This is a genomic window from Halobacillus litoralis, from assembly GCF_020524025.1.
In the GTDB taxonomy this organism is placed as follows: domain Bacteria; phylum Bacillota; class Bacilli; order Bacillales; family Halobacillaceae; genus Halobacillus; species Halobacillus litoralis_D.
In genome coordinates, this window is the sequence record NZ_JAIVKN010000001.1 from 515,476 (window position 1) to 537,814 (window position 22,339).

Below are 22,339 nucleotides of genomic sequence, written 5' to 3' on the forward strand. Positions count from 1 at the left end.
GAAAAGTTTTGTAATCTATGAAAACATTGTTTATAATAGAATCAAATCAAGAAAAGTAAACGGTGTTAAGCCTTCAAGGGGAGCCTTCCGGCTGAGAGTGAACAATTTGTTCTGACCCTTCGAACCTGTCAGTTAGTACTGGCGTAGGGATGGCGGCTAAATGATGGTGCAATGCATATGGGATCCCTCCATCAGGAAGCTTCCCTATTTGGCATTGCTTTTTTTGTGTCTTTTTTTAGGAGGAGTTTTGAAATGAGAAATCGTCGTGTTTTGTTTCTCGTTGAAATTGCAATTTTTTCTGCACTAGCTTTGTTGTTGGACATCATCCCGTTTTTATCGTTTAAGCTTTGGGCTCAAGGGGGATCTGTCTCCCTCGCTATGGTCCCTGTTTTTATTATGGCTTTCCGATGGGGGATAAAAGGCGGGGTGTCAACAGGAGTGCTGCTGGGTGTTTACCAAATCCTCACCGGGGCCTACATCATCACACCGCTTCAGACGTTTTTAGATTATATTGTAGCCTTTGCTGTTATCGGGGTCGCCGGCTTTGTAGCTAAACCTCTCTGGAACGCGATTCGTTCTAAGAAAATGAAAACCTTCGTCGGCTGGATTGTTCTCGGGTGTTTTGTTGGAAGTTTATTACGTTTCCTTGGGCATTTTACAGCAGGGATTGTATTTTACGGACAGTTTGCACCAGAAGGGCAGCCGGTATGGCTTTATTCTCTTCTTTATAATGGGGGATATATGCTGCCGGCCTTTGTATTAAGTACGGTTATTGTCAGCCTTTTATTTATTCAGCGTCCCAAGTTATTGATGCATTAATTCTCCAGACTGGCTTTCTGCTTTCTAGGCAGAAAGCCAGTTTTTTTGTGAAGAGGGTTTAACCGCTCTCTAAACGGTGAAAACATAGATGCACGCTATTGTGGAGGTGAAGCATTTTGGATCGTTTAAAACGATTATTTAAAAAGAAATGGGTTTGGGTTGTCCTTATTATCATTATTATTCTTGGATTTACCATTGCTTACCATACCTCATGGAAAGCCCTTCCTGAGGGGATTTCTTATAAGGGAGAAGTCCATGAGATGGAAAACATAGAATTTTTCCGTGACCTGTCCTATGAAGATGAAGCGGGGGACACCGTTCATGATCTCGAGGTCTTTGAGGAGATCAATAAGACGATTGGGGAAGCCGATGATTTTATTGTAGCCGATATGTTTTTATTTAATGGTTACACAAATGGAAAGCATGAATTTCCAAAGATCAGCGAAAACCTTGTGGATGCGATTGTGAAAAGGAAAGAAGAAGTAAAAGATCTGAAGGTCGTATTCATTACGGATCAGATCAATACGATTTATGGTTCGTACGAGTCAGAAACGATTCGCCGGCTGGAGGATGCTGGTGTGGATGTTGTCTTGACAAACCTGGATAAACTGAGAGATTCCAATCCGGTTTACTCAAGTGCTTGGAGACTTCTGTTTTCCTGGATGGGAACAGGCGGCAGCAACTTCATCGGCAATCCGATCGCGAAAGAAGCGCCGGATGTTACGCTGCTCTCATACATGAAGCTCTTAAATATCAAAGCAAACCACAGGAAAATACTTGTAACAGAAGATTCAGCGATTGTTTCAACGGCTAATCCGCATGATGCCAGCGGCTACCATGAAAACGTGGCCTTTAAGATGGAAGGGCCGATTATTAAAGATATCCTGGAAGCTGAAAAAGCGGTTGTCGATTACTCTGGCGAAGCCGACTTTCCAGATTATGAAAACATGTCGTGGGAAGAGAAAGAAGGTCCGTTAAAAACACAGTTCGTCACAGAAGGTAAGATTTATCGGGCGATTTTGGATGAACTGGGGAACGCGGGTGAAGGCGATAACGTCTGGCTTGGTATGTATTACCTGGCCGATAAGAAGATCACCGAGGCCATTGATGACGCAGCCAATCGTGGAGCGGTCGTGAACATTACATTAGACCCGAACAAGAAATCGTTCGGTCATGAAAAGCCCGGTCTTCCGAATTTACCAGTCGCTTCAGAACTGCAGCGTTTAGGGAATAAGAACATTCATTTACGCTGGTACGATACCAATGTCGAACAGTTCCATACAAAAATGTTGTATGTGGATCATCCAGAAGAGGATGTCATTATTGCAGGTTCTGCCAACTATACAAGAAGGAATCTGGCAAACTTGAACCTTGAAGCAGATGTTGTCATCAAAGGTCCTGGAGAAAAAGAAGTATTCCAGGAAGTAGATGACTACTTTAAAACCATTTGGAGCAATAAGGACGGCCACTATACAGCGGATTATTCTAAATATCAGGATAACCTGACATTTATCCGGTATGGAACGTATTATTTACAAAAATGGACATGGTTCACAACCTATTAATGAGTAAGCTCACAGGTCTTTCGCCTGTGAGCTTATCTATGTTTATCGTTAATTAAGAAAGAAGGGCTTCTGCTTTCGCTGGATTTGTAACGATTAGAAGAACTTTTCCTTCATCCAGATCTTCTTCGTACTCCTCAGCTTCCTGTTCCGAAAAGCCAATCTCCTGAAGTTTTGTACGCAGCTCGTCCCCCTGCTTACTGAAGAGGTTGCTGATAATATGTTTAACGTCCTGTTCAGATAAACCGATGGTATTTGCATTCACGTTTTTAGCAATACGGTCCGTGCGGTCATCATCGTGAGAGAGGATGTAAATATCTTGATTATCAATGCCTTCGTCTTTCAGCCTTTTTACGTCTCCCATTAACGTCTCATCGTTTGTATACTCACGTACCAGAGGTTTCACTTTGTTCATACGCTCCTTTTTAATTGGATTACAGTACAAAATTTACCCGATTAATGAAGAGAGAAACATAACGATGTGCCGGGAGGAAAAAACGAAAATGCTGTCGAAAGAAAAGGTATTGGAGGGAAAAGTATGAAATCAACGATTATTGCTACATTTTCTATTGCTGCCCATGATCCTGATACAGGAGAATGGGGCGTGGCCGTTCAGTCTAAATTCCTAGGTGTAGGGGCTGTTGTTCCGTGGGCGAAAGCCGGTGTCGGCGCCGTTGCTACACAGGCTTTTGCCAATCCAGCTTATGGTCCAGACGGGCTGAGTCTTTTAGAAGAAGGTTTCTCAGCAGAAGGAGTGGTGGAGAAGCTGACAACAGGAGACCCTCAAAAAGAAGAGCGTCAAGTTGGTGTCATTGATGCCCAAGGACGTGCAGCGAGCTTTACAGGAAAAGAATGTTACGACTGGGCCGGTGGAAAAGTTGGGAAGCACTACGCGGCTCAGGGGAATATCCTTGTCAATGAAGCGACCGTGACAGATATGGGTGAAGCTTTTGAAAAGGCGCAGGGTTCTCTTGCAGATCGTTTGATGACGGCGATTAAAGCCGCACAGCAGGCGGGCGGCGACAGCCGTGGCAAACAGTCGGCTGCTATTTTAGTTGTTAAGGATCAAGCGGGATATGGCGGGTTAAGTGATGTGGCTGTAGATCTCCGTGTGGATGATCACCCAGACCCGATTGAAGAGCTCGACCGGATTTATCAGCTGCAGAAGCTGTATTTCGGCGAAACAGAACCGGAGGATGTCCTTGAGGTGAAGGGCTACGTGAAAGGTGGAGTGCTTAATCACTTAAATCGACTTGGGTATATTTCTACGCAGGAGTTGAGCGACGAAGAACTCTATGAAGCATTAACCACTTACCTTCATACAGAAAACTTTGAAGCGCGCGAGCTTGAACATGGAAAAATAGACGCTAAAGTTTATGAATTTATGAAGCACCAGTGAGACGATCTGTATCATCAAAAAAGCCAGGCCCTCTTAGTAAAAGAGCCTGGCTTTTTATTTTTTGTCATACTGTTTAGTGAACAGCTAAATCACTCATAGATGCTTTCATATGTTTCGATACTTCTTGAAACAACTCAGGATTAAAGTCTTTAAGTGGAAGGACTTTGAAATTCTGATCATTCTCAAAAGCTACGTACGTCGGCTTGAAGCTTGGTTTGGTTAATTTTATAGATGTGCCCTGTTCATTCTTGATTTTTTGTACAGTTACACCAGCTATTCCACCAATTCTCCTATGTTTTTGTTCCTGCCCGGAGAGGAAATTGCCGAGAGAATAAAAAACCAGACTTTGAGAACCATCCTTATTTTGAATCCATTCCGGGGGCTGCAGGACGTGCGGGTGGTGTCCGAGTATGATATCTGCTCCCTCTGCAGCAGCAAAAGCAGCTAACTCCTTTTGTTCAGGACTTGGTTTTCTTTCATATTCATTCCCAAAATGAAGACTGACGACCACGACATCGGATTCCTTTGACGCCCGCTCAATATCTGAAGCGATGAGGTCTTTATCAATCCTGTTAACCAGATATGGTTTTCCTTCAGGTGTCTGAATCCCGTTTGTACCATAAGTGTAAGCCAGAAAGGAGAAAGTGATATCATTCTTTTCAATGGTTGTGATATGATCTCTTTCTTCCGGGGACAAGTAGGAACCAACCTTTTTAATGCCTAAGAAATCCCATTGGTTAATGGCGTTCTCGATCGCTGGGACGCCTCTGTCCAATGTGTGATTGTTGCTCATTGAAACAATATCAATGCCGTTTGTTTTTAGGGTATCGCCTAATTCAAAGGGGGTGTTAAAAGAAGGATAGGTGGATACGCCAATTTCTGCACCGCCCATAATACTTTCCGAATTTGCAAAAGTAATATCAGAGTTTGAAAGATGTTGAGAGACTTCTTGGAACATCGGTTCGAAGTTATAGCCTGAAGAAGTCTTCGCGTCGTTGTATACCTCTTTATGTATTAAGAGATCTCCGATTGCCGAGAGGGATGCTTCTGTAACTTTTGTTTTTTTAGTTGGTTGATAAAGCGTTTTCATATCTGATGAAACACGTTCTTCTTCCATATCCGCTTCGTTCGGCTGCGAGAATATGGTTGAACCACCAATGAAGATCGTAACCAAAATAATCGTTATGATGATGAGCAGACGTTTGTTTTTCATCATATCCTCCTTATTCGCTGATATTTTGATCCAATTCTGCTGACGTCGGTATGTTTTAAACGACCGGCTGCACTCTCCTCGTAAACGTCCTTATTGAAAAGTGTTTTCGTTTTCTTTGATTGACCTTAAGAGTGTGAAAGAATCAAGATAACCTTTGAATAAGAATGCCCGGTTTTGAGGGGGACGCGTGAGGAACGACTTCGACACTTATTTACTCTTATTATAGATTATTCGTTAAATTCAGGCAAATTCTCCCAACGTTATAGATTTTCCCCTATAATGATGGAAGAAAATACAAAAGGAGCGGATCGATGTTTTCCATAATCTTAGCTGGAATGTTTTTTGGATGTCTTTTGTTTGTCTTTACCTTGATTGCCGCTAAAAAAGCAGGGAACTTTTACTTGGCTCCGTTCGTCCTTTTTGTAGCGGCGGTACTTATAACGGCTTATGGGTTTGTTTTCGTTAGAGGATTTGAAGGGATGGCCTATGGTCTTCTTGGGGCGGGGATGTTTCTAGTGTCGGTCATCGGTATTCCTATCATTCCTCTGCTCGAAAAAAAAACCACCCAGAAACAGTGGAACAAATGGGAGCGGGCCCTTCTTGTATTGCTCCCCATTATCTTCTTTGCTACGATTGCCTGGCTCATAGTTACAGATGAGAAGTACTGGGTGATCGAAGAAGGAACGATTCCAATAGAAAGTGCAGAAGTAAGGGATGGCTATTACAGGGTCGAGACCATTTCAGAAGGAAAGAAAATGGTTGTTTTATATTTAGGTCAGACCTATCAGGGAAAAGACTTGAACGTGGACCATGTGAAAGTGCGTGGAAATACAGAGGTCGTCATTGATGTCGCAGGTGGGGATTCAAATGAGGGAGCTCCTTTTATTAAAATCGGCTTGGATGAAATCAATGAGCCTTTAGAAGTGAAGACGACAGAAGGAACTGTATTTCCTTCTATACTAGAAAAGTAGACGGATTGTGCTCTCGCAGGAAATAGGAAAATGGAAGAAGTGTGACGCTCTCTTAGTCACACTTCTTTCTTTTCATTACGCTTACTGAACATTTTTAAAAAAACATAGGCAGGAAACTCCAAATACTTAGATGGTAAAGATCCATCAACCTATATTCGAAAGGGGAAAGGATATTGAAAAAAACACTGATACTCGCTGTTCTTCTTATAAGTGCAGCTTGTCAGCAGGGAGGAGTAGATTCAAAAGAGGCCGCGTCAGAAAAGGAGACAGCTACGATTCCGCTTAAGGAGGAACCAACTCTGATACTTCAGCTGGATGGAGAAAAAATGGCGGGTGAGACGATTTGGGAATGCTGGGTTGAATATTGCAGTAAAGAAAGTGCGTTTCCATCAAATGTTTATATTGAAGGAGAAACGGATCACCTCCAACCTGTATCTATCACGAGAGGAGAACGCGTTAAAGTCAGAATTCGTGGAGAAAAACCTGATCAATTGAGTTATATGATGCAGGAAGAAGGACACGTAGAGTCAAAGAGTGTGGAGGAGGACAGCTTTTCTGTGTACGGGGAAGGAAAACAGCATTTTCTGCTGACGGCCGAGTGGTCGACGGAAGAAGGGGATTTCCAAGGTTCGAAGACCATTGGTTTCGTGTTGAATGTAAAAGAACCTGAGGGAGGCACGTAACGGTTGGCTGTGTTTTTTCAAACTGTACGTTTATTTAGTTTCTGTCACTATTAAAGCTGATTTTTAGTAATACCTGATCTGTATATTAAATTCGAGAGGGCCTGAATTATCAGCGAAATGGAGTCACAACGCTGTCTTACCAGCGTATAGCTGCACGTTTGTAGATGTAATTTTAGAGCCTTAGAATTACTCGAACACTTGTCTAAATAAATCCTTCATACTATGGGCAATATTAGAAAGAGGTGATTATATGGATAAGGAAGAGTTAAAACTCACATCTGCTGAAATAGGGACATTGTGGGGAGAGTATGTAAATGGAACTGCCATTAATATGATAAACAAATATATGCTGTCCATTATAGAAGATGAGAAGATGACAGAAATCTTCGAAGATGCAATAAAAATTTCAGATAATCAAAACCAGGAAATAGCACGGTTTATTGAAGATGAAGGGTTCCCAGTTCCAGTTGGATTTTCAGAATCAGACCTTAATAAAGGCTCCAGTAGATTGTTTTCTGACATCTTCTGTTTACACTATCTGCATATAATGACGTTGCACGGATTGATAGGTCATACGACATCACTTAGTTCTTCTGTTAGAAAAGATTTAAGATATTTCTATGAATCATGTAGTAAGGATGCTATGAGTATGTATCAACGAACTACTGACTTACTATTGGAAAAGGGACATTTTCAAAGGGATCCTTACTTCTACCCTGAACATAAACCTGAATTTGTTTTAGGAGAACACTTTATACATGGCTTTTCAGGAGATAAACGACCTCTGGCTGCAACAGAGATTATTGCTCTATCCCTTAACATAAAGAAAAAAATATTGAAGAAGTCACTTTCTATAGGATTTAGCCAAGTTGCCCAATCAAAAGAGGTTAGAAAATTTTTAGAGAAAATGCAGACTGCATCCAACAAACAAATCCAATCATTAGGTAAGATATTGCAAGGAGATAATCTGCCTGTTCCAATGTCTTGGGAGTCAGAGGTTACCTCTTCACAGGATTCTCCCTTTTCAGATAAGTTAATGCTGTACCACATGGGTTTCTTATTACAATCTGCCCAGTCTTATCATGGTGCAGGTCTGGCGTCAGCAATGCGGGTAGATCTCGTAACCACTTATGAGAAGATTATATTGAAAAATATCATGATTACAAAAGAATGGTTTAATATAATGATCAAAAATAATTGGTTGGAACAGCCACCACTTGCTCCGGATCGAAAGGAAATAGCAAAAGATAAGTGAATAGAGCTACTGATAGAAAAGGCTTAGCAAATTAGGTGAAGTTATGGGAATAGGTTATTCTAAAAAAAGCAAGAAATTAGAAGTTTTATTATGGAGTATTGCTTTGCCGGGCTTTGGACAATTACTTAATGGAAAATATATAAAAGGAATACTGTTAGTTGGCTTGGAGATTTTTATTAATGTTATGGGAAACTTTAATAAAATCATTGTTTTGAGTTTTAATTTAAAGATTGAGGAAGCAATTGCTGAAACCAATTATATGTGGCTGATGTTTTATCCGTGTTTATATTTCTTTTCTATTTGGGATGCATATAAGGATGCTGGTGGAGGACAGGACAAATCCTTTGCCTATCTGCCTCTTGTATTCTCGTCCTATTTCGTTACGATAGGCCTGATATTTTCGTCTGAATTTACACTTTTTGGATACTTAATTGGTCCGGTATGGCTGCCTATATTATTCCTCCCCCTTGGTTTAGGTATAGGGGTAATCATAAGAAGGATATTGTTGAAAATATATTCAATGGAAAAAATTTGAACTTACGGATTTTATTTATGGAAAAACAGCCTACAAAGGGGCTGGGAAAACATATCTAAACATACAACTTAATTAGAAGAATATTTGGGTTGGGGAAACTGCATGTTGTGCTCAAAAAAGCACCCGAACCAAACTACTTAAAGATAAGGCTCTGTTAAAGTCGAGTGTTGACTTTAACAGAGCCTTGTTCCGTTATCTTGATGAGAGGTTGGGAGGGGAGTGAAAGCCGTCCGCTTTCCGCGGGAAACGCTGAGCCTCCCCGGACTCTTCGTCCTACAGGGTCTTTCATTGTTCCTTCTCCCGCAGGAATCTACCTGTTTTCCCTTCCCTTCTTTCGTAATCGATTTCCGTCCTTCCCATTTTGAAGAAGATTTGCACCTTTTTCTAATCGCAGTATTTATCGATAAAATCTTGTCTATCCATCATTCTAATTGGTTCTTCATTGTCTTCAAGAAAAAGGTAGGAACCCAAGGCATTTTCATCGGTGTATAAGACAGCTAGTCGGATATCCCCTTCATTGCATTTCTGTTTCAGAGTGTATAAGTTTTTTTGCATCACTTTATTTTCATCGTCCGGTATTTCAATATCAATGGATTCAAATACGTTTAAGTAATGTTCAGAATCCCTCACATTGATATCTTGTGCATCAACAGATTCCACTGTCCAGTCATTAGCTTCTGCACTCCATTCTTTTTCGGTCACGTCTTTATTGAACGGGTTACTTTGGCATGAGATCAGGAAAAGGAATGAAAAAATGAGGTATGTTTTCCGCTGAATTTTCATCTGATCACCTCCTGAATATTAACACGAACTGTCATGCATGCCCCCTTAAGCTTACAACTGCCTTTCCCTGAATTTAACTACTTTATACAAATGACAAGCGTGTATATCCAATTAAGCGGTAGTCTTCTTGGTAACTATACGCAATTCGATTATTCAAGTAATGGGGACGGTCCTGAATGAAAGGGATCGCCTCGTTTTGATCTGACAAGGGAATTATGTGGAGGATATATGAATGCGTCTTTATACATTTCTTAGAAGAGAGGGGAATCTAAATGATTGAAACAAAAAGATGTGTACTTAATGAAGTGAATCAAGCAGATTTTAATGACGTTAAGAACCTATACGTGAACGATGATGTAAGAAAGTTTCTTGGAGGTACGAGAGAAGAAGTTGAAATACAGGGGATTATTGATCAAATGGTGAATAACGATGTAGACGCATGGTACTGGGGTGTACGAAAGGCGCTCACGCTTGAGTTTATTGGCATAATTTCATTAGACCCTCATCATTCAGGTAATCATACGGAAGTTTCATATCAATTGCTGCCTGAATGGTGGGGGAAGGGGTATGCAACGGAAGTCGTAAAGGAAGTAATAGAGTATGGATTTCAACAATTGAATCTAAAAAGAATTGTTGCGGAAACGCAGGCGGCAAACAAACCTTCATGTAAGCTTTTGGAAAGGGTGGGTATGACAAAGATTGATCAATATCAAAGATTTGGTGCCACACAATCCTTATATAGTAAATCTAACTGTCCAAGCCTGCATTCATAAACTATCTTGACTTTGATCTTGTGGTAAGGGAGGTATTAGGTTATACAGGTCTGCTCTTAGTTGAACTTCATTGTATTCGTTATTTACATCGGGTCTTTGAAACGGAAAGCCTCTTTCACAGTGCTCTCTATTATTCCTCTGCTTTTCACTATTCAGCTTTACTACTAAACGTACATAAATGTTCTAAGGTCTTTTATTATCCCTGGGGAATTGTTCAATCTTTATACAAAAGATTCTATCCCATTGAACATTATCGATCGATATTATATCAATATACAATTCAGTTATATTAATATGTCTGAATATTTACAAAAAAGTGGATTGATCTTAATGTATAGAGGGTATAAAAGGATCATGAAATAAAAGGAATGCATCGATGGCCGACACCAATCGCTTTTCATACATAAGTAAGGGCCTTGTCCGTAAAACAATCCAATAATCTTTTACCGAAGGAGAGAATGGAATGACGACAGTAAAGCCGAAGAGTGTTGTTCAGGAGTATCGGGACGTACGATATTATAGTGAAAAACTAGTCCAGACGTTGGAGGTTGAAGATTTCGTTGTGCAGGCGGCGGCTCATGTCAGTCCCACAAAGTGGCATTTAGCCCATACCACGTGGTTTTTCGAGAAGTTTATTTTAGAGGTATATGTACCGGATTACAAATATTTCAACGAAGAGTTTCTCTTTTTATTTAACTCGTATTATGAGACGGTTGGTGAATTTCACCCGCAGCAAAAGCGCGGTCTGATTACAAGACCTACGGTGAGGGAAACGATGGCTTACCGTGAACATGTCGATCAGGAAATGAAAGAGCTGCTGTCAGAAAAAGAAGGCGACGCTACGATTACCTCCCTGGTTGAAATTGGACTGCAGCACGAACAGCAGCACCAGGAATTGATCTTGATGGATATTAAATACAACTTTTCATTCAACCCGCTTTATCCGTCCTTGAAAGAAAAAGTCGATCCTCTCCTTAAGGAAGCTCCGCCTCTTTCTTTTGAGGAATATGAAGAAGGCGTAGTGGAAGTCGGCCACGATGGCGGCGGCTTTGCCTTTGACAATGAGGGACCGCGTCACAAAACCTATCTTCATTCCTACAAGCTGGCCAATCGTCCTGTAACCAATGGTGAATTTATTCAGTTTATCGAAAGCGGGGGATATGAAGAGGCTGCTTACTGGCTTTCTGATGGATGGTCTAAAGTGAAAGAAGAACAGTGGAAACACCCGGAATATTGGCAGGAAAAGGACGGGCAGTGGTTTTATTTCACCTTATCAGGTCTTAAGGAGATAGATCTTGATGCACCTGTCGTCCACGTGAGTTTTTATGAAGCGGATGCGTATGCAAGATGGGCGGGAAAACGCCTCCCGACTGAACAGGAGTGGGAGCATGCGATGGAGAACCTTCTCTTAGATGGTCATTTTATGGAGGATGAATCTTTCCAGCCACATGCCGGGTACACGGGGCAGTCGATGGAGAAAGCTTACGGGGATGTGTGGGAATGGACGCAGAGTCCTTATGTTCCTTATCCGGGAAATAAGCCGTTGGAAGGTGCTCTTGGTGAGTATAATGCCAAGTTTATGGCCAACCAGATTGTATTAAAGGGCGGGTCCTGTGTCACACCAAGGTCGCATATCCGTTCTACGTACCGAAACTTCTTCCATCCGCATATGAGATGGCAGTTCAGCGGTTTCCGATTGGCGGAAGATGTATGAAGATAAAGACACAGGCAGAAGAACAAATTCTGACCCTTTCTGATATGGCTGTTGGATTGACGGGGAAACAGAAATCGATACCGGCTAAGTTTTTATATGATGAAAAAGGTTCACAGCTTTTTGAGGAAATCACGGACCTGCCGGAATACTACCAGACGAGAACAGAATCGGAAATCCTATTGGATAATATCGAGGTGTGGCAGAAAATTTTCAATCAGCCGACTGCTTTAATTGAACTCGGCAGCGGAAGTAGTAAAAAAACGAAAATCCTGCTTGACCATATGAAGGGGATTACTTCTTATGTCCCTATTGATATATCCGAAGAGTTTCTATCTGACGTTGTCACGAGTCTCCAAAGTCAATATCCTGAGATTGCTGTTGAAGGCATCAGTGCGGACTATACCCAGCCATTTTCTCTCCCGGTACTGGAAGAGGTTCAGAAGGTCGTCTTTTTTCCAGGATCTACAATTGGAAACTTTGAACCGGAGGAAGCGGTCGGCTTTCTGTCGAACATTCGCTCCCTGCTTCAGGCAGGAGACAGGATGATTATGGGTGTAGACCGAAAGAAAGATCGTGCGACGATTGAAGCGGCTTATAACGATCAGGCAGGCGTCACGGAAGCTTTCAATAAGAACCTGCTGACAAGAATGAACAGGGAGTTTGGCGCTGACTTTGATATCGACGCGTTTGATCATGTTTCTTTTTTTAATGAGATAGAAGGACGCATTGAAATGCATTTACAGAGCAGGACGAACCAGGCCGTAAGGGTGGAAGGCGAAACGATTGTATTTAGAGCAGAAGAACGGATTCATACGGAAAACAGCTACAAATATGATCCCGGTGATATGGTCCGCCTTGCGAAAGCCAGCGGATTCCAACTTCGGACCGTCGTTTCAGACGAAAGGGATTATTTTAGTGTCTGCGTGCTTGAAGTTTTGTAGCGGACTGAACAAAATCTTCCATTCAGCATCACTAAAACAGCCAGGGAACCTCTTTTTATAAGGGGTTCTTTGGCTTTTGTTTTATCAAATTTTAACCTTTACTGTCCGGCGGATGAATATCTTTGAACCGAGTCACCCGAATTTTCTTGAGCAGCTGGATCTCAGCAAGTATGCTCTTCTGCCTAATACCGCGGGTGCGAAAACGGCTGAAGAAGCTGTGCGTCATGCAAAATTAGCGAAAGCATCCGGACTTTGCGATATGATTAAGGTGGAAGTCATCGGATGTGATAAGACACTGCTTCCGGACCCTGTAGAAACGTTGAAAGCAACTGAAACGCTGTTGGAAGAAGGCTTTACCGTTCTTCCCTACACATCAGACGACGTTGTTCTGGCCGGGAGACTTGAGGAGATGGGGGCTCATGCGGTTATGCCGGGGGCCTCTCCGATTGGTTCGGGGCAGGGAATCATCAACCCGTTGAATCTTCGTTTTATTATCGAACAAACAAGGGTACCTGTTATTGTAGATGCTGGAATTGGATCTCCATCTGATGCATCCCAGGCGATGGAGCTTGGAGCGGACGGTGTCTTATTAAATACAGCTGTTTCGGGAGCAAAAGATCCTGTGAAAATGGCGCTGGTGATGAAGAAGGCAATTGAAGCTGGACGACTCGGATATGAAGCAGGAAGGATTTCAAAGAAAGCCTACGCAGCAGCGAGTAGTCCTATGGAAGGAATGAGTCAAAAATGAATGAACGCTATTCCAGGCAGACCCTATTCTCACCAATTGGAGAAGCCGGTCAGGAAAAAGTGAAACAAAAACATGTGCTTCTACTTGGAGCAGGGGCGCTTGGAACAGGAAGTGCAGAAGCGCTTGTACGCGCAGGGATCGGCACGCTGACGATCATTGACCGTGACTACGTAGAGTGGAGCAATCTGCAGCGTCAACAGCTCTATACAGAGAGTGATGCCACCGCACGGCTTCCAAAAGCCGTGGCGGCTAAAAACCGCTTAACGGAACTTAACAGCGAAGTGGAAATTAGAGCCTATGTGATGGATGCAGACCCGAGAGAACTTGAGACTATGATTTCTGGTGTCGATCTTATGATTGATGCCACAGATAACTTCGATGCCCGTATGGTGATGAACGATTTGTCCCAAAAACATGGGATCCCGTGGATCTACGGGGCTTGTGTGAGCAGCTATGGCATCAGTTACACAGTCCTTCCCGGTGAAAGTCCTTGTCTGAACTGCCTTCTTGGTCAAGTTCCGCTTGGCGGTCTGACATGCGATACAGCAGGCATTATCAGCCCGGCTGTACAAATGGTCGTTGCTCATCAAACAGCGGAAGCGCTGAAAATTCTAGTGGAGGATTGGGAAGCTGTGAGGCGTAAGCTTGTTTCGTTTGATTTATGGGCGAACCAACATTCCGCGATCGGTGTATCGGTAATGAAAAACCCAGACTGCCCTTCGTGCGGTGAACAACGTTCTTACCCGTATTTATCCTATGACATGCAGATGAAGACAGCTGTTTTGTGCGGGCGTGATTCCGTTCAAATTCGTCCATCTACTAAGCAGGAGTGGGATCTGCCATCTTTAGCTGACAATCTTTCCCGTTTGAGCGGGACGGTGGAACGCAATCCTTATCTCGTATCTTTCACAACCGGTGAAAAACGAATGGTTTTATTTAAGGATGGCCGCGCCCTCATTCATGGTACACAGGATACAGCGGAAGCAAAGACGCTGTACCACAAATATTTTGGTTCATAAGAAAAAGCCCGGCAGACCTTTATCTGCCGGGCTTTTCATATTATCCAAGAGCAACATCCAACGTCATCATCACGGCAAAACCGATCATTAAACTAATGGAAGCCAGGTTTACGTTCCCTTTTTCATGGGATCCTGGGATAATCTCTTTGGCTACCACAAAAATCATGGCACCTGCTGCGAAACTCAGCGCATAAGGAAGAATGGGTTCGATGAGTATAACGGCAAAGGCACCAACCATGGCAGCGATTGGTTCCACCATACCGGAAAATTGACCGAACATGAAACTCTTCTTTTTCCCCATCCCATCGCGGTGGAGCGGCATCGACACCGCTGTACCTTCAGGGAAGTTTTGAATCCCGATTCCAAGTGCAAGCGCGATGGCTCCAGCAAGGGTGGATTCGGTACCGTTGGAAGCCAGCGCGCCAAAGGCGACTCCGACAGCCAGACCCTCAGGGATATTGTGAAGCGTCATAGAAAAGATGAGAAGCGCTGTACGGTTTTTTGCTCTTTCATCCGTAATATCATGCATATATCGCTCCGTATCGAGAGACGGAAGCAGGCGGTCAATGAAAAGCAGCAGCGCCCCGCCGAGTAAAAAGCCGACAAGAGCCGGGACCCATGAAGGAACAGGACCGTCTGACGACATTTCAATGGACGGTGCGAGCAGAGACCAAAAGCTTGCAGCTATCATCACACCGCCGGCAAACGCAAGCATACTGTCGAGAAATTTTTGGTTGGTTCGATTAACAAAGAAAACAAGGGCAGCTCCGAGAGCCGTCATCCCCCATGTAAATAACGTACTTATTAAAGCTTGTAAAACTGGATGAATATCCTGGAAGAACTGTAACACCTTCTATTTCTCCTTTCTGTATCTTAAAAGTTGAATGTGTGCAAAAAAAGTTGATACGGTCATTTTATATGGGTGAAGGAAAATGGTCAAACTTTTCACCAAATTTTTTAACGTTGACTTCTATCCATATCCTTAATTTTTCTTCAAGAAACATGAGCAGGGGAAAGAAATATGCCCAGAAAACGCTTTCAATCGAACTTTATTTCCAGTAAAATGAAAAGGAATATAGAAAATTATGGAGGAAGCTCTGTGGACTATAAAACGATTCGGACGAAGAAGATTTATGAACAAGTTGCCGATACGCTGCTTGATTTGTTAAAGAATGGAATGTTAAAGCCGGGGGATAAACTGGACAGTGTAGAAACCCTCGCCAAAAATTTTGGAGTCGGCCGCTCGGCTATCCGCGAAGCACTCAGCGCTCTAAGGGCTATGGGGATTTTGGAGATGCATCAAGGAGAAGGGACCTATGTAAAAGCGTTTGATGCCACAAGGTTTTCCGTTCCGATCTCGGTTGCTTTTCTCATGAAGGCTGAAGATATGAAGGAACTGCTTGAAGTACGGCGGATTTTGGAGTCAGGGGCAGCTGCATCTGCTGCTTTATCCCGGACAGAAAATGATCTTATGGATATGAAGCAGGCTCTTGAGGAAATGGAAAGAGCAAAAGGAAACGGTGAACTTGGCGAACAGGCCGATCTTGCTTTTCATATGGCTCTTGTAAAAGCGACCGGCAATCAAATGCTGACTCATCTGATGCAAAGTGTATCGGATGTTATGGTCCAGGGCATGAGAGAAACTAGGAAACAGCTTCATACCGAAGACGGGACAAGCAAGCTTTTAGAGGAGCATTGGCGGATATATGACGCGATTGCCTCCCAACACGCATATGAAGCAAGAGAAGCGATGCTTGTGCATCTTGGTAATGTAGAAAAGTCTCTGCGTGATTTTCTTAAATAAGCTTTAAGTAATGTTTACTCATCAGATGACCTTACGAATGGAGGAATAGGAAATGAAAGTTTCTCTCTTTATCACCTGTCTTTGCGACACGATCACACCCGATGTCGGGAAAGATACGATTCAACTATTGGAGCGTTTCGGCTGTGAGGTTGATTTTCCCGCAGCCCAGACATGCTGTGGCCAGCCGGCCTATAACAGTGGGTATAAAAAGGAAGCCTCTAAAGGAATGAAGCAGATGATTCAAGCCTTTGAGAACTCAGACTATGTGGTCGGGCCGTCTGGTTCCTGTGTGCAGATGATTAAAGAATATCCATCGGTTTTGAAAGAGGAGCCTGGCTGGAGAGAACGAGCAGAGATGCTCGCTTCCAAAACGTATGAGCTGACCCAGTTTCTTGTGGACGTTTTGAAAGTAGAGGATGTGAAATCGACGTTTAAGGGGACAGCAACCTACCACCCATCCTGTCATATGACCCGGCTTCTTGGTGTTTCTGATGCTCCAAGGAAACTGCTTGAGAATGTCGAAGGGCTTACGCTGATCGATCTCCCTGAGAAGGAGGACTGCTGCGGTTTTGGTGGAACTTTTGCCGTGAAAAACGCAGCAATATCCGGGCAGATGGTTCAGGAGAAAGCAGACCACATCGCGTCAACAAAAGCGGATTATTTAATTGGCGGTGACATGGGCTGCCTGATGAATATGGGGGGCTGTATGCGCCGGAACAATCAGGAGGCAACCGTGCTGCATATCGCTCAGGTTCTGAACAGTCAGTAAGAAAGGGGAGCGTAGGATGAGTATAAGAATTGGGGATAAACCTTACGCGGATCGGATAAAGGACGGAATTGGCAACGATTTTATGAGAAAGGCGGTTTCCTCTGCGCAGGGGCGTTTCCGAACAGGACGTCTTAAAGCAGCGGAAGAGCTGGGCGATTGGGAAGACTGGCGTACGTTAGGAGAAGAAATCCGTCATCATACGATGGAAAACCTGGATTATTACCTGCACCAGCTGAGTGAGCAAGTGGAAAAACGGGGCGGAACGGTGTTTTTCGCTCAAGACGCTTCAGAAGCGAATGCGTATATCCAGGAGGTTGCCCGAAAAAAGCAGGCCAAAAAAGTGGTCAAATCAAAATCGATGGTTACAGAGGAAATCGGCTTAAACAAGGCTCTTGAGGAAAGCGGTTGTGAAGTGGTGGAATCAGATCTTGGGGAGTGGATCTTACAGCTCGATGAAGACCCGCCATCCCATATCGTCACACCCGCCCTCCATAAAAATAAAGCGCAGATCAGAGAGACGTTTGCGAATAAAAAAGGCTATACCCAAACAGACGATCCGTTTGAACTGGCTGCGTTTGCCAGGGAGCAGCTGAGAGAGGATTTTCTGAATGCAGATATCGGCATTACCGGTTGTAACTTTGCCGTGGCAGAATCTGGAACAGCGACCCTTGTTACCAATGAAGGAAATGCACGGATGGTCAGTACGCTTCCTGATACACAGATAACGGTGATGGGAATGGAACGAATTGTACCAACGTGGGAGGAGCTTGAAGTGCTTGTCAGTCTTCTGACACGGGCGGCTGTCGGGCAGAAGCTGACAAGCTATATTACATCGCTCACAGGGACACGCCTCGATAATGAGGTAGACGGACCGGAAGATTTTCACCTCGTTATCGTCGATAATGGGCGTTCGAAAATCATTGGTACAGAATTTCAGTCCGCGCTCCACTGCATCCGCTGTGCGGCCTGTATCAATGCCTGCCCTGTATACCGGCACGTCGGCGGGCATTCTTATGGATCGATCTATCCAGGGCCGATCGGTGCTGTCCTTACTCCGCTTTTGGATGGATATGAAGACCATAAAGAACTTCCTTACGCTTCTACCTTATGTGCTGCCTGCACGGAAGCCTGTCCTGTAAAAATTCCGCTTCATGAGCATTTGATCCGCCACCGTGAGATCATTGTCGAACAGGAGCACATGACGACGAAGTCAGAAGAGATCCTCATGAAAGGCTTTGCCAAATGGGCCTCTACACCAGCTGCCTACCAGTTGAGTACTAAAATGGCCCGTACCGCTTTAAGTCCCTGGACAAAAGGGGGGCACATCGAAAAAGGACCGGGGCCGTTAAAAGGCTGGACCGCAGAGCGCGACTTTCCTGCGCCGGCAAAGAAAAGCTTCCGCAAGTGGTATCAAGAACGGCAAAAAAGGAGGGAAGACTGATGGTGGTTCACAACAGGGAAAGATTTCTTGATCAACTGGCAGAAAGACTGAATAGACCAAGGCGCACACAGGTAGATGCCCCTGTCTATTCTGTCCAGCCGCAGGACCGCGTTTTTCACGGGGCGACCCAGGATGAACTTGTTCATATATTGGAAGAACAATGCAAGGTCATTCATACGGATGTGATAAAAACGACATCGGGTGAGCTTGCTGACTCCATCCGTCAAGTCATGGATACGTACAAGGTGAACCGGCTTGTAAGCGCCGGCGGGCCACGATTTGACTCATCGGGTTTGATTGATTCGTATGATGATATGAGAAGAGACGGCTATCTTGTCCATGTCTGGGAGGAAGAGAAAGGTCAGGAGAATGTGACGTTTGCAGAAAAAGCAGGGGCCGGGATCGTATTCAGTGACATTACACTCGCTGAATCCGGCACCGTCACGTTGTTTAATGACCGCTTTAACGGACGGTCAATCAGCCTTCTCCCGGAGACATTTATCGCCATTATTCCAAAAAGTACGCTCGTCCCAAGAATGACTCAGGCAGCCCGGTTGATCCACGAACAGGAGCAGAAAGGCGTGCCGGTATCCTCGTGCGTGAGTTTCATCTCCGGGCCGAGTAACAGCGCTGACATAGAGATGAATCTGATTGTCGGAGTACACGGTCCTGTTAAAGCTGCGTATATCGTCGTGGATGATTTATAGAATAGAAACTACAATAGGTGAAGAGAAAAGACTCCGCGAAGGCGGAGTCTTTTCTTTATTCTACTATTTATTTGAATATGGAGTTGACGATGAGGGAGTCGCATCATACACTGTTAATAATCAAACAAATATTTGAACGAAGGTGTATGGAATGAGTGAAAAGGTCTTAAAAAAAACAAATAAACATACGTGTGATACGTTCTGCTATGATGAAGAACTGGTAGAACGAATGCAGCCGAAAATGGAACAAATAGAAGGCGTAGAGCTGATCTTCAAAGCCCTTTCCGATGCTACCCGGATGAAGATTGCCTATGCGCTGACGTTAGAGAAGGAACTATGCGTTTGTGATGTAGCCAATATTATTGGTTCAACCACAGCTACCGCCTCCCATCACTTAAGGCTGTTACGCAACATGAAACTGGCAAAATATCGAAAAGAAGGAAAGCTGGTCTTTTACTCTTTGGCTGATGATCATGTCCATCAGCTCGTTTCGATTGCTTTGCTTCACTCCAAAGAGTAGGAACAAGCCTTGTTCGAATCACTAGGGGGAAAACCAATGGATCACATAGATAAAAAAGCACAGTCAAGCTGTTGTTCTAACCAGCAGGAACCTGAAGAATCAGAATCAAAGGCCGCTTCTTCCTGCTGCTCTTTGAGCGGACCTGAAAGAAACAAAACTTCTTGTTGTGAAAGTGACGAACATAAAGAAGCCGAACCTTCCTCCTGCTGCAGCACTTCGGGAAGTGCCAGCCTCACGCAGAATGAAAAGGAAGAAAGTCAACTGAGTACCATCGAATATCGAGTAGAAGGGATGGATTGTCCTTCCTGCGCTTCGACCATTGAAAAGGGCCTGCAGAAACTTGAAGGAATTCATTCCATACAAGTGAATTATGGAACAGGAAAAATGGCCGTCGGTGCTGAAGATCCATCTATCATCCAGCAGATACCAGGCCGGGTTCGGAAGTTAGGATTTGATGCAGAACGGCTTGATTCTAATAGAAACATGGAAACTTACAAAGTTGACGGGATGGACTGCAGTTCGTGTGCCATGACGATTGAAAAGCACTTGGGGAAAAATCCGAACGTCCAAAGGGTCCGTGTCAATTTCTCCACAGGAAAAATGCACGTGGAACACTCCACCAATCAAAAGGCTATTGTCAAAGAGGTGCAGAAAGCCGGTTTTGACGCATCGTTAGATTCCTCAGACCGTGAGGATGCTCAGCCTTCCCATCAGAAAAAGGGAGGAGCATCAGCGACAACGCTATCCGGAATCTTTCTCGCCCTTGGTTTTGCAGGGTCCTTGACGAATCTACCATCAGAATTCATCACAGCTTTTTATGCTTTTGCTATTGCAATTGGAGGATTTAAGCCGGCTAGAAGTGCTTTTTATGCGATAAAAAGTGGATCCCTCGATATGAACGTACTCATGGCTTCTGCAGCGATCGGCGCCGCTATCATCGGTGAATGGTTTGAAGGAGCGATGGTCGTCTGGTTGTTCGCTCTTGGGAATACGCTCCAAAACAGGTCGATTGAGCGGACGAGAGAGTCGATTCGAAGCTTGATGAATCTCACTCCTTCAGAGGCGACCATTCTATCTGATGGAGAGCAGATTCGTAAGGCAGTAGAAGAAATCGAGATTCATGATGTTCTGCTTGTTAAGCCGGGTGAAAAAATCCCGCTTGATGGCGAGATCCTGACAGGGGACTCCAGTATTAATCAGGCACCGATTACCGGCGAATCTTTACCTGTAGATAAGCATCAGGGGGATGCCGTTTATGCCGGGACCGTGAATGAAAGTGGATCCTTGACGATAAAGGTTACAAAATTGGTCGAAGATACCACGATTGCAAAGATCATTCATTTAGTTGAAGAAGCACAGGAGAAGAAAGCCCCGACGCAGGCTTTTTTCGATCGTTTCGCGAGTGTATACACACCGATTGTTTTTGTTTTAGCCCTTTCGGTAATGGTTCTGCCCCCGTTGTTCGGGTTTGGTACGTGGGGAGAGTGGTTCTATAAAGGGCTTGCCTTATTAGTAGTAGCCTGTCCATGTGCTCTTGTCATCTCTACACCCGTTGCGATTGTCTCTGCGATCGGGAATGCCGCAAGAAACGGTGTGTTAATAAAAGGAGGCACCTTCTTAGAAAAAGCGGGAGCTATTGAAGCGATCGCCTTTGATAAGACAGGGACGCTGACAGAAGGAAAGCCGAAAGTGTCCGAAGTTATCGCGCTGCATGAGGATAGAGAAGAACTTATTGCTATTGCGCGGACGATTGAAGAGCACTCCACTCACCCTATTGCAGAAGCGATTACAACCTACGCAGAGGAACGTCAGGTTTCAGTGAGAGATGGAAAGAATTTTAAAGCGACAGCTGGAAAAGGCGCACAGGCGACAATCAACGGAGTTGAATACTTTGCCGGTAATCCGAAGTGGTTTACAGAAATGAACGTTTCTCTTCTTGAAATCGAAAAACGCCTGGAAGCTTTACAAGGGGAAGGGAACACACTTGTTGTCATTGGTACGCGTACAGACATTCTTGGAGTCATCGCGGTTGCGGATACGATCCGCGACATTACCGTTCAATCCATTCGAACTCTCAAAGCTGTCGGAATGAAAGAGATGGTCATGTTAACAGGAGATAATGACGGCACAGCGAAGAAAATCGCAGTCGAAACAGGTGTCGATCGATATTTCGCTGAATTGTTACCGGAAGATAAAGTGACAGCGATCAAGAAATTACAGGATGAAGGAAAAAATGTAGCCATGGTTGGAGACGGAATTAATGATGCTCCGGCTCTGGCGACAGCGGATATCGGCATTGCAATGGGCGGCGCCGGAACAGACACGGCGATGGAAACCGCTGATATCGTTCTTATGGCGGATAATCTGGAAAAACTTCCGCATACCATTCGTTTGAGCCGGAAAGCGCTGAACATCATTAAGCAGAACGTCTGGTTTTCCTTAATTACTAAATTTGCGGCGCTGATATTAATCTTCCCTGGATTTCTGACTCTTTGGATGGCGGTATTAAGTGATACGGGTGCCGCGCTGATTGTCATTTTAAACAGCATGCGCCTGCTGAGACAGAAATAAAGTGGGGATACTGGAAAGTCACAACTTCAGGGGTTGAGTTAGTTTAAGTGTCTAAGGCGGTTACTCGAAAAAAAGAGTAACCGCCTTTTATTGTTTATTGTGGTCGACTTCG

Annotated in this window: 22 protein-coding genes, 1 pseudogene and 1 riboswitch; of the genes and pseudogenes, 18 read left to right on the top strand and 5 right to left on the bottom strand. The window is 44.0% G+C overall.

Going from position 1 to position 22,339, the window contains the following annotated elements; translation table 11 throughout:
* Nucleotides 1–66: 66 nt before the first annotated feature.
* Nucleotides 67–167: riboswitch (TPP riboswitch) on the top strand.
* A gap of 85 nt (nucleotides 168–252) precedes the next feature.
* Entirely contained in the window at nucleotides 253–819 is a 567-nt protein-coding gene (thiT, locus tag LC036_RS02810) for an energy-coupled thiamine transporter ThiT (protein WP_226577936.1), read from the top strand.
* A gap of 116 nt (nucleotides 820–935) precedes the next feature.
* Nucleotides 936–2,384 carry a phospholipase D family protein gene (locus LC036_RS02815; RefSeq protein WP_226577938.1) on the top strand — a complete coding sequence of 483 codons (1,449 nt, stop codon included), beginning with the start codon at nucleotides 936–938 and terminating at the stop codon, nucleotides 2,382–2,384.
* A 52-nt stretch (nucleotides 2,385–2,436) separates the two neighbouring features.
* Here LC036_RS02815 and LC036_RS02820 read toward each other — a convergent pair whose 3' ends face one another.
* Entirely contained in the window at nucleotides 2,437–2,787 is a 351-nt protein-coding gene (locus tag LC036_RS02820) for a general stress protein (RefSeq protein ID WP_226579962.1), read from the bottom strand.
* A gap of 132 nt (nucleotides 2,788–2,919) precedes the next feature.
* Between LC036_RS02820 and LC036_RS02825 the strand changes: the two genes are divergently transcribed.
* Nucleotides 2,920–3,780: a DUF1028 domain-containing protein gene (locus LC036_RS02825; protein ID WP_226577942.1), complete on the top strand. Its 861-nt coding sequence runs from the start codon at nucleotides 2,920–2,922 to the stop codon at nucleotides 3,778–3,780.
* A 73-nt stretch (nucleotides 3,781–3,853) separates the two neighbouring features.
* Here LC036_RS02825 and LC036_RS02830 read toward each other — a convergent pair whose 3' ends face one another.
* A complete protein-coding gene (locus LC036_RS02830) occupies nucleotides 3,854–4,993 on the bottom strand; it encodes a CapA family protein (protein WP_226577946.1) in 1,140 nt (379 codons plus the stop codon).
* A 335-nt stretch (nucleotides 4,994–5,328) separates the two neighbouring features.
* Between LC036_RS02830 and LC036_RS02835 the strand changes: the two genes are divergently transcribed.
* The 4 genes from LC036_RS02835 to LC036_RS02850 all read left to right on the top strand — a co-directional run bounded on the left by LC036_RS02835 (nucleotide 5,329) and on the right by LC036_RS02850 (nucleotide 8,437).
* Complete coding sequence (locus LC036_RS02835; RefSeq protein ID WP_226577949.1) at nucleotides 5,329–5,964, top strand: hypothetical protein; 636 nt, start codon at nucleotides 5,329–5,331, stop codon at nucleotides 5,962–5,964.
* A 173-nt stretch (nucleotides 5,965–6,137) separates the two neighbouring features.
* On the top strand, nucleotides 6,138–6,647 hold the full coding sequence (locus LC036_RS02840; RefSeq protein ID WP_226577951.1) for a hypothetical protein: 510 nt from the start codon (nucleotides 6,138–6,140) through the stop codon (nucleotides 6,645–6,647).
* A gap of 250 nt (nucleotides 6,648–6,897) precedes the next feature.
* Nucleotides 6,898–7,902: a DUF3231 family protein gene (locus LC036_RS02845; protein ID WP_226577953.1), complete on the top strand. Its 1,005-nt coding sequence runs from the start codon at nucleotides 6,898–6,900 to the stop codon at nucleotides 7,900–7,902.
* Nucleotides 7,903–7,945: 43 nt separating this feature from the next.
* Complete coding sequence (locus LC036_RS02850) at nucleotides 7,946–8,437, top strand: hypothetical protein (protein WP_226577956.1); 492 nt, start codon at nucleotides 7,946–7,948, stop codon at nucleotides 8,435–8,437.
* A gap of 384 nt (nucleotides 8,438–8,821) precedes the next feature.
* Here the strand turns inward: LC036_RS02850 and LC036_RS02855 are convergent, their stop codons facing one another.
* Both LC036_RS02855 and LC036_RS18450 read right to left on the bottom strand, forming a co-directional pair.
* Nucleotides 8,822–9,220, bottom strand: coding sequence for a hypothetical protein (locus LC036_RS02855; RefSeq protein WP_226577958.1), 399 nt, complete (start codon nucleotides 9,218–9,220; stop codon nucleotides 8,822–8,824).
* Nucleotides 9,221–9,302: 82 nt separating this feature from the next.
* Nucleotides 9,303–9,428, bottom strand: a complete 126-nt coding sequence (locus LC036_RS18450; protein WP_264188063.1) for a hypothetical protein — start codon at nucleotides 9,426–9,428, stop codon at nucleotides 9,303–9,305.
* Nucleotides 9,429–9,492: 64 nt separating this feature from the next.
* Between LC036_RS18450 and LC036_RS02860 the strand changes: the two genes are divergently transcribed.
* The 5 genes and pseudogenes from LC036_RS02860 (at nucleotide 9,493) to LC036_RS02880 (ending at nucleotide 14,415) form a co-directional block, all read left to right on the top strand.
* Nucleotides 9,493–9,993: a GNAT family N-acetyltransferase gene (locus LC036_RS02860; RefSeq protein WP_226577961.1), complete on the top strand. Its 501-nt coding sequence runs from the start codon at nucleotides 9,493–9,495 to the stop codon at nucleotides 9,991–9,993.
* 463 nt (nucleotides 9,994–10,456) lie between these two features.
* Nucleotides 10,457–11,707, top strand: coding sequence for an ergothioneine biosynthesis protein EgtB (gene egtB / locus LC036_RS02865; protein ID WP_226577964.1), 1,251 nt, complete (start codon nucleotides 10,457–10,459; stop codon nucleotides 11,705–11,707).
* The gene (gene egtD, locus LC036_RS02870) at nucleotides 11,704–12,648 is read left to right on the top strand and encodes an L-histidine N(alpha)-methyltransferase (RefSeq protein WP_226577966.1); all 945 of its coding nucleotides are present in this window, start codon (nucleotides 11,704–11,706) and stop codon (nucleotides 12,646–12,648) included. The genes egtB and egtD overlap by 4 nt, the downstream gene beginning before the upstream one ends.
* An 85-nt stretch (nucleotides 12,649–12,733) precedes the next feature.
* Nucleotides 12,734–13,396, top strand: a pseudogene (locus LC036_RS02875) (thiazole synthase); the annotation flags it as partial.
* On the top strand, nucleotides 13,393–14,415 hold the full coding sequence (locus tag LC036_RS02880; protein ID WP_226577970.1) for a thiazole biosynthesis adenylyltransferase ThiF: 1,023 nt from the start codon (nucleotides 13,393–13,395) through the stop codon (nucleotides 14,413–14,415). The pseudogene LC036_RS02875 and the gene LC036_RS02880, both read left to right, overlap by 4 nt.
* 40 nt (nucleotides 14,416–14,455) lie before the next feature.
* Here the strand turns inward: LC036_RS02880 and LC036_RS02885 are convergent, their stop codons facing one another.
* A complete protein-coding gene (locus LC036_RS02885; RefSeq protein WP_226577972.1) occupies nucleotides 14,456–15,265 on the bottom strand; it encodes a ZIP family metal transporter in 810 nt (269 codons plus the stop codon).
* Nucleotides 15,266–15,514: 249 nt separating this feature from the next.
* On the opposite strand from LC036_RS02885, the gene LC036_RS02890 reads away from it, so the two are divergent.
* The 6 genes from LC036_RS02890 (at nucleotide 15,515) to LC036_RS02915 (ending at nucleotide 22,227) form a co-directional block, all read left to right on the top strand.
* Entirely contained in the window at nucleotides 15,515–16,219 is a 705-nt protein-coding gene (locus LC036_RS02890) for a FadR/GntR family transcriptional regulator (protein WP_226579965.1), read from the top strand.
* A gap of 52 nt (nucleotides 16,220–16,271) precedes the next feature.
* A complete protein-coding gene (locus tag LC036_RS02895) occupies nucleotides 16,272–16,988 on the top strand; it encodes a (Fe-S)-binding protein (RefSeq protein WP_226577975.1) in 717 nt (238 codons plus the stop codon).
* Between the two features lie 16 nt (nucleotides 16,989–17,004).
* Entirely contained in the window at nucleotides 17,005–18,429 is a 1,425-nt protein-coding gene (locus LC036_RS02900) for a LutB/LldF family L-lactate oxidation iron-sulfur protein (protein WP_226577978.1), read from the top strand.
* A complete protein-coding gene (locus LC036_RS02905) occupies nucleotides 18,429–19,136 on the top strand; it encodes a LutC/YkgG family protein (protein WP_226577980.1) in 708 nt (235 codons plus the stop codon). The genes LC036_RS02900 and LC036_RS02905 overlap by 1 nt, the downstream gene beginning before the upstream one ends.
* A gap of 151 nt (nucleotides 19,137–19,287) precedes the next feature.
* Complete coding sequence (locus LC036_RS02910) at nucleotides 19,288–19,656, top strand: ArsR/SmtB family transcription factor (RefSeq protein WP_226577983.1); 369 nt, start codon at nucleotides 19,288–19,290, stop codon at nucleotides 19,654–19,656.
* Nucleotides 19,657–19,692: 36 nt separating this feature from the next.
* Complete coding sequence (locus LC036_RS02915; protein WP_226577986.1) at nucleotides 19,693–22,227, top strand: heavy metal translocating P-type ATPase; 2,535 nt, start codon at nucleotides 19,693–19,695, stop codon at nucleotides 22,225–22,227.
* Nucleotides 22,228–22,339 lie beyond the last annotated feature (112 nt).

Bases quoted from the DNA above. Each gene is read 5' to 3' on its own strand.
- thiT (WP_226577936.1), top strand. From the start codon at position 253: ATGAGAAATCGTCGTGTTTTGTTTCTCGTTGAAATTGCAATTTTTTCT.
- LC036_RS02825 (WP_226577942.1), top strand. From the start codon at position 2,920: ATGAAATCAACGATTATTGCTACATTTTCTATTGCTGCCCATGATCCT.
- LC036_RS02830 (WP_226577946.1), bottom strand. From the start codon at position 4,993: ATGAAAAACAAACGTCTGCTCATCATCATAACGATTATTTTGGTTACG.
- LC036_RS02835 (WP_226577949.1), top strand. From the start codon at position 5,329: ATGTTTTTTGGATGTCTTTTGTTTGTCTTTACCTTGATTGCCGCTAAA.
- LC036_RS02845 (WP_226577953.1), top strand. From the start codon at position 6,898: ATGGATAAGGAAGAGTTAAAACTCACATCTGCTGAAATAGGGACATTG.
- LC036_RS02850 (WP_226577956.1), top strand. From the start codon at position 7,946: ATGGGAATAGGTTATTCTAAAAAAAGCAAGAAATTAGAAGTTTTATTA.
- LC036_RS02855 (WP_226577958.1), bottom strand. From the start codon at position 9,220: ATGAAAATTCAGCGGAAAACATACCTCATTTTTTCATTCCTTTTCCTG.
- LC036_RS02860 (WP_226577961.1), top strand. From the start codon at position 9,493: ATGATTGAAACAAAAAGATGTGTACTTAATGAAGTGAATCAAGCAGAT.
- egtB (WP_226577964.1), top strand. From the start codon at position 10,457: ATGACGACAGTAAAGCCGAAGAGTGTTGTTCAGGAGTATCGGGACGTA.
- egtD (WP_226577966.1), top strand. From the start codon at position 11,704: ATGAAGATAAAGACACAGGCAGAAGAACAAATTCTGACCCTTTCTGAT.
- LC036_RS02880 (WP_226577970.1), top strand. From the start codon at position 13,393: ATGAATGAACGCTATTCCAGGCAGACCCTATTCTCACCAATTGGAGAA.
- LC036_RS02895 (WP_226577975.1), top strand. From the start codon at position 16,272: ATGAAAGTTTCTCTCTTTATCACCTGTCTTTGCGACACGATCACACCC.
- LC036_RS02900 (WP_226577978.1), top strand. From the start codon at position 17,005: ATGAGTATAAGAATTGGGGATAAACCTTACGCGGATCGGATAAAGGAC.
- LC036_RS02905 (WP_226577980.1), top strand. From the start codon at position 18,429: ATGGTGGTTCACAACAGGGAAAGATTTCTTGATCAACTGGCAGAAAGA.
- LC036_RS02910 (WP_226577983.1), top strand. From the start codon at position 19,288: ATGAGTGAAAAGGTCTTAAAAAAAACAAATAAACATACGTGTGATACG.
- LC036_RS02915 (WP_226577986.1), top strand. From the start codon at position 19,693: ATGGATCACATAGATAAAAAAGCACAGTCAAGCTGTTGTTCTAACCAG.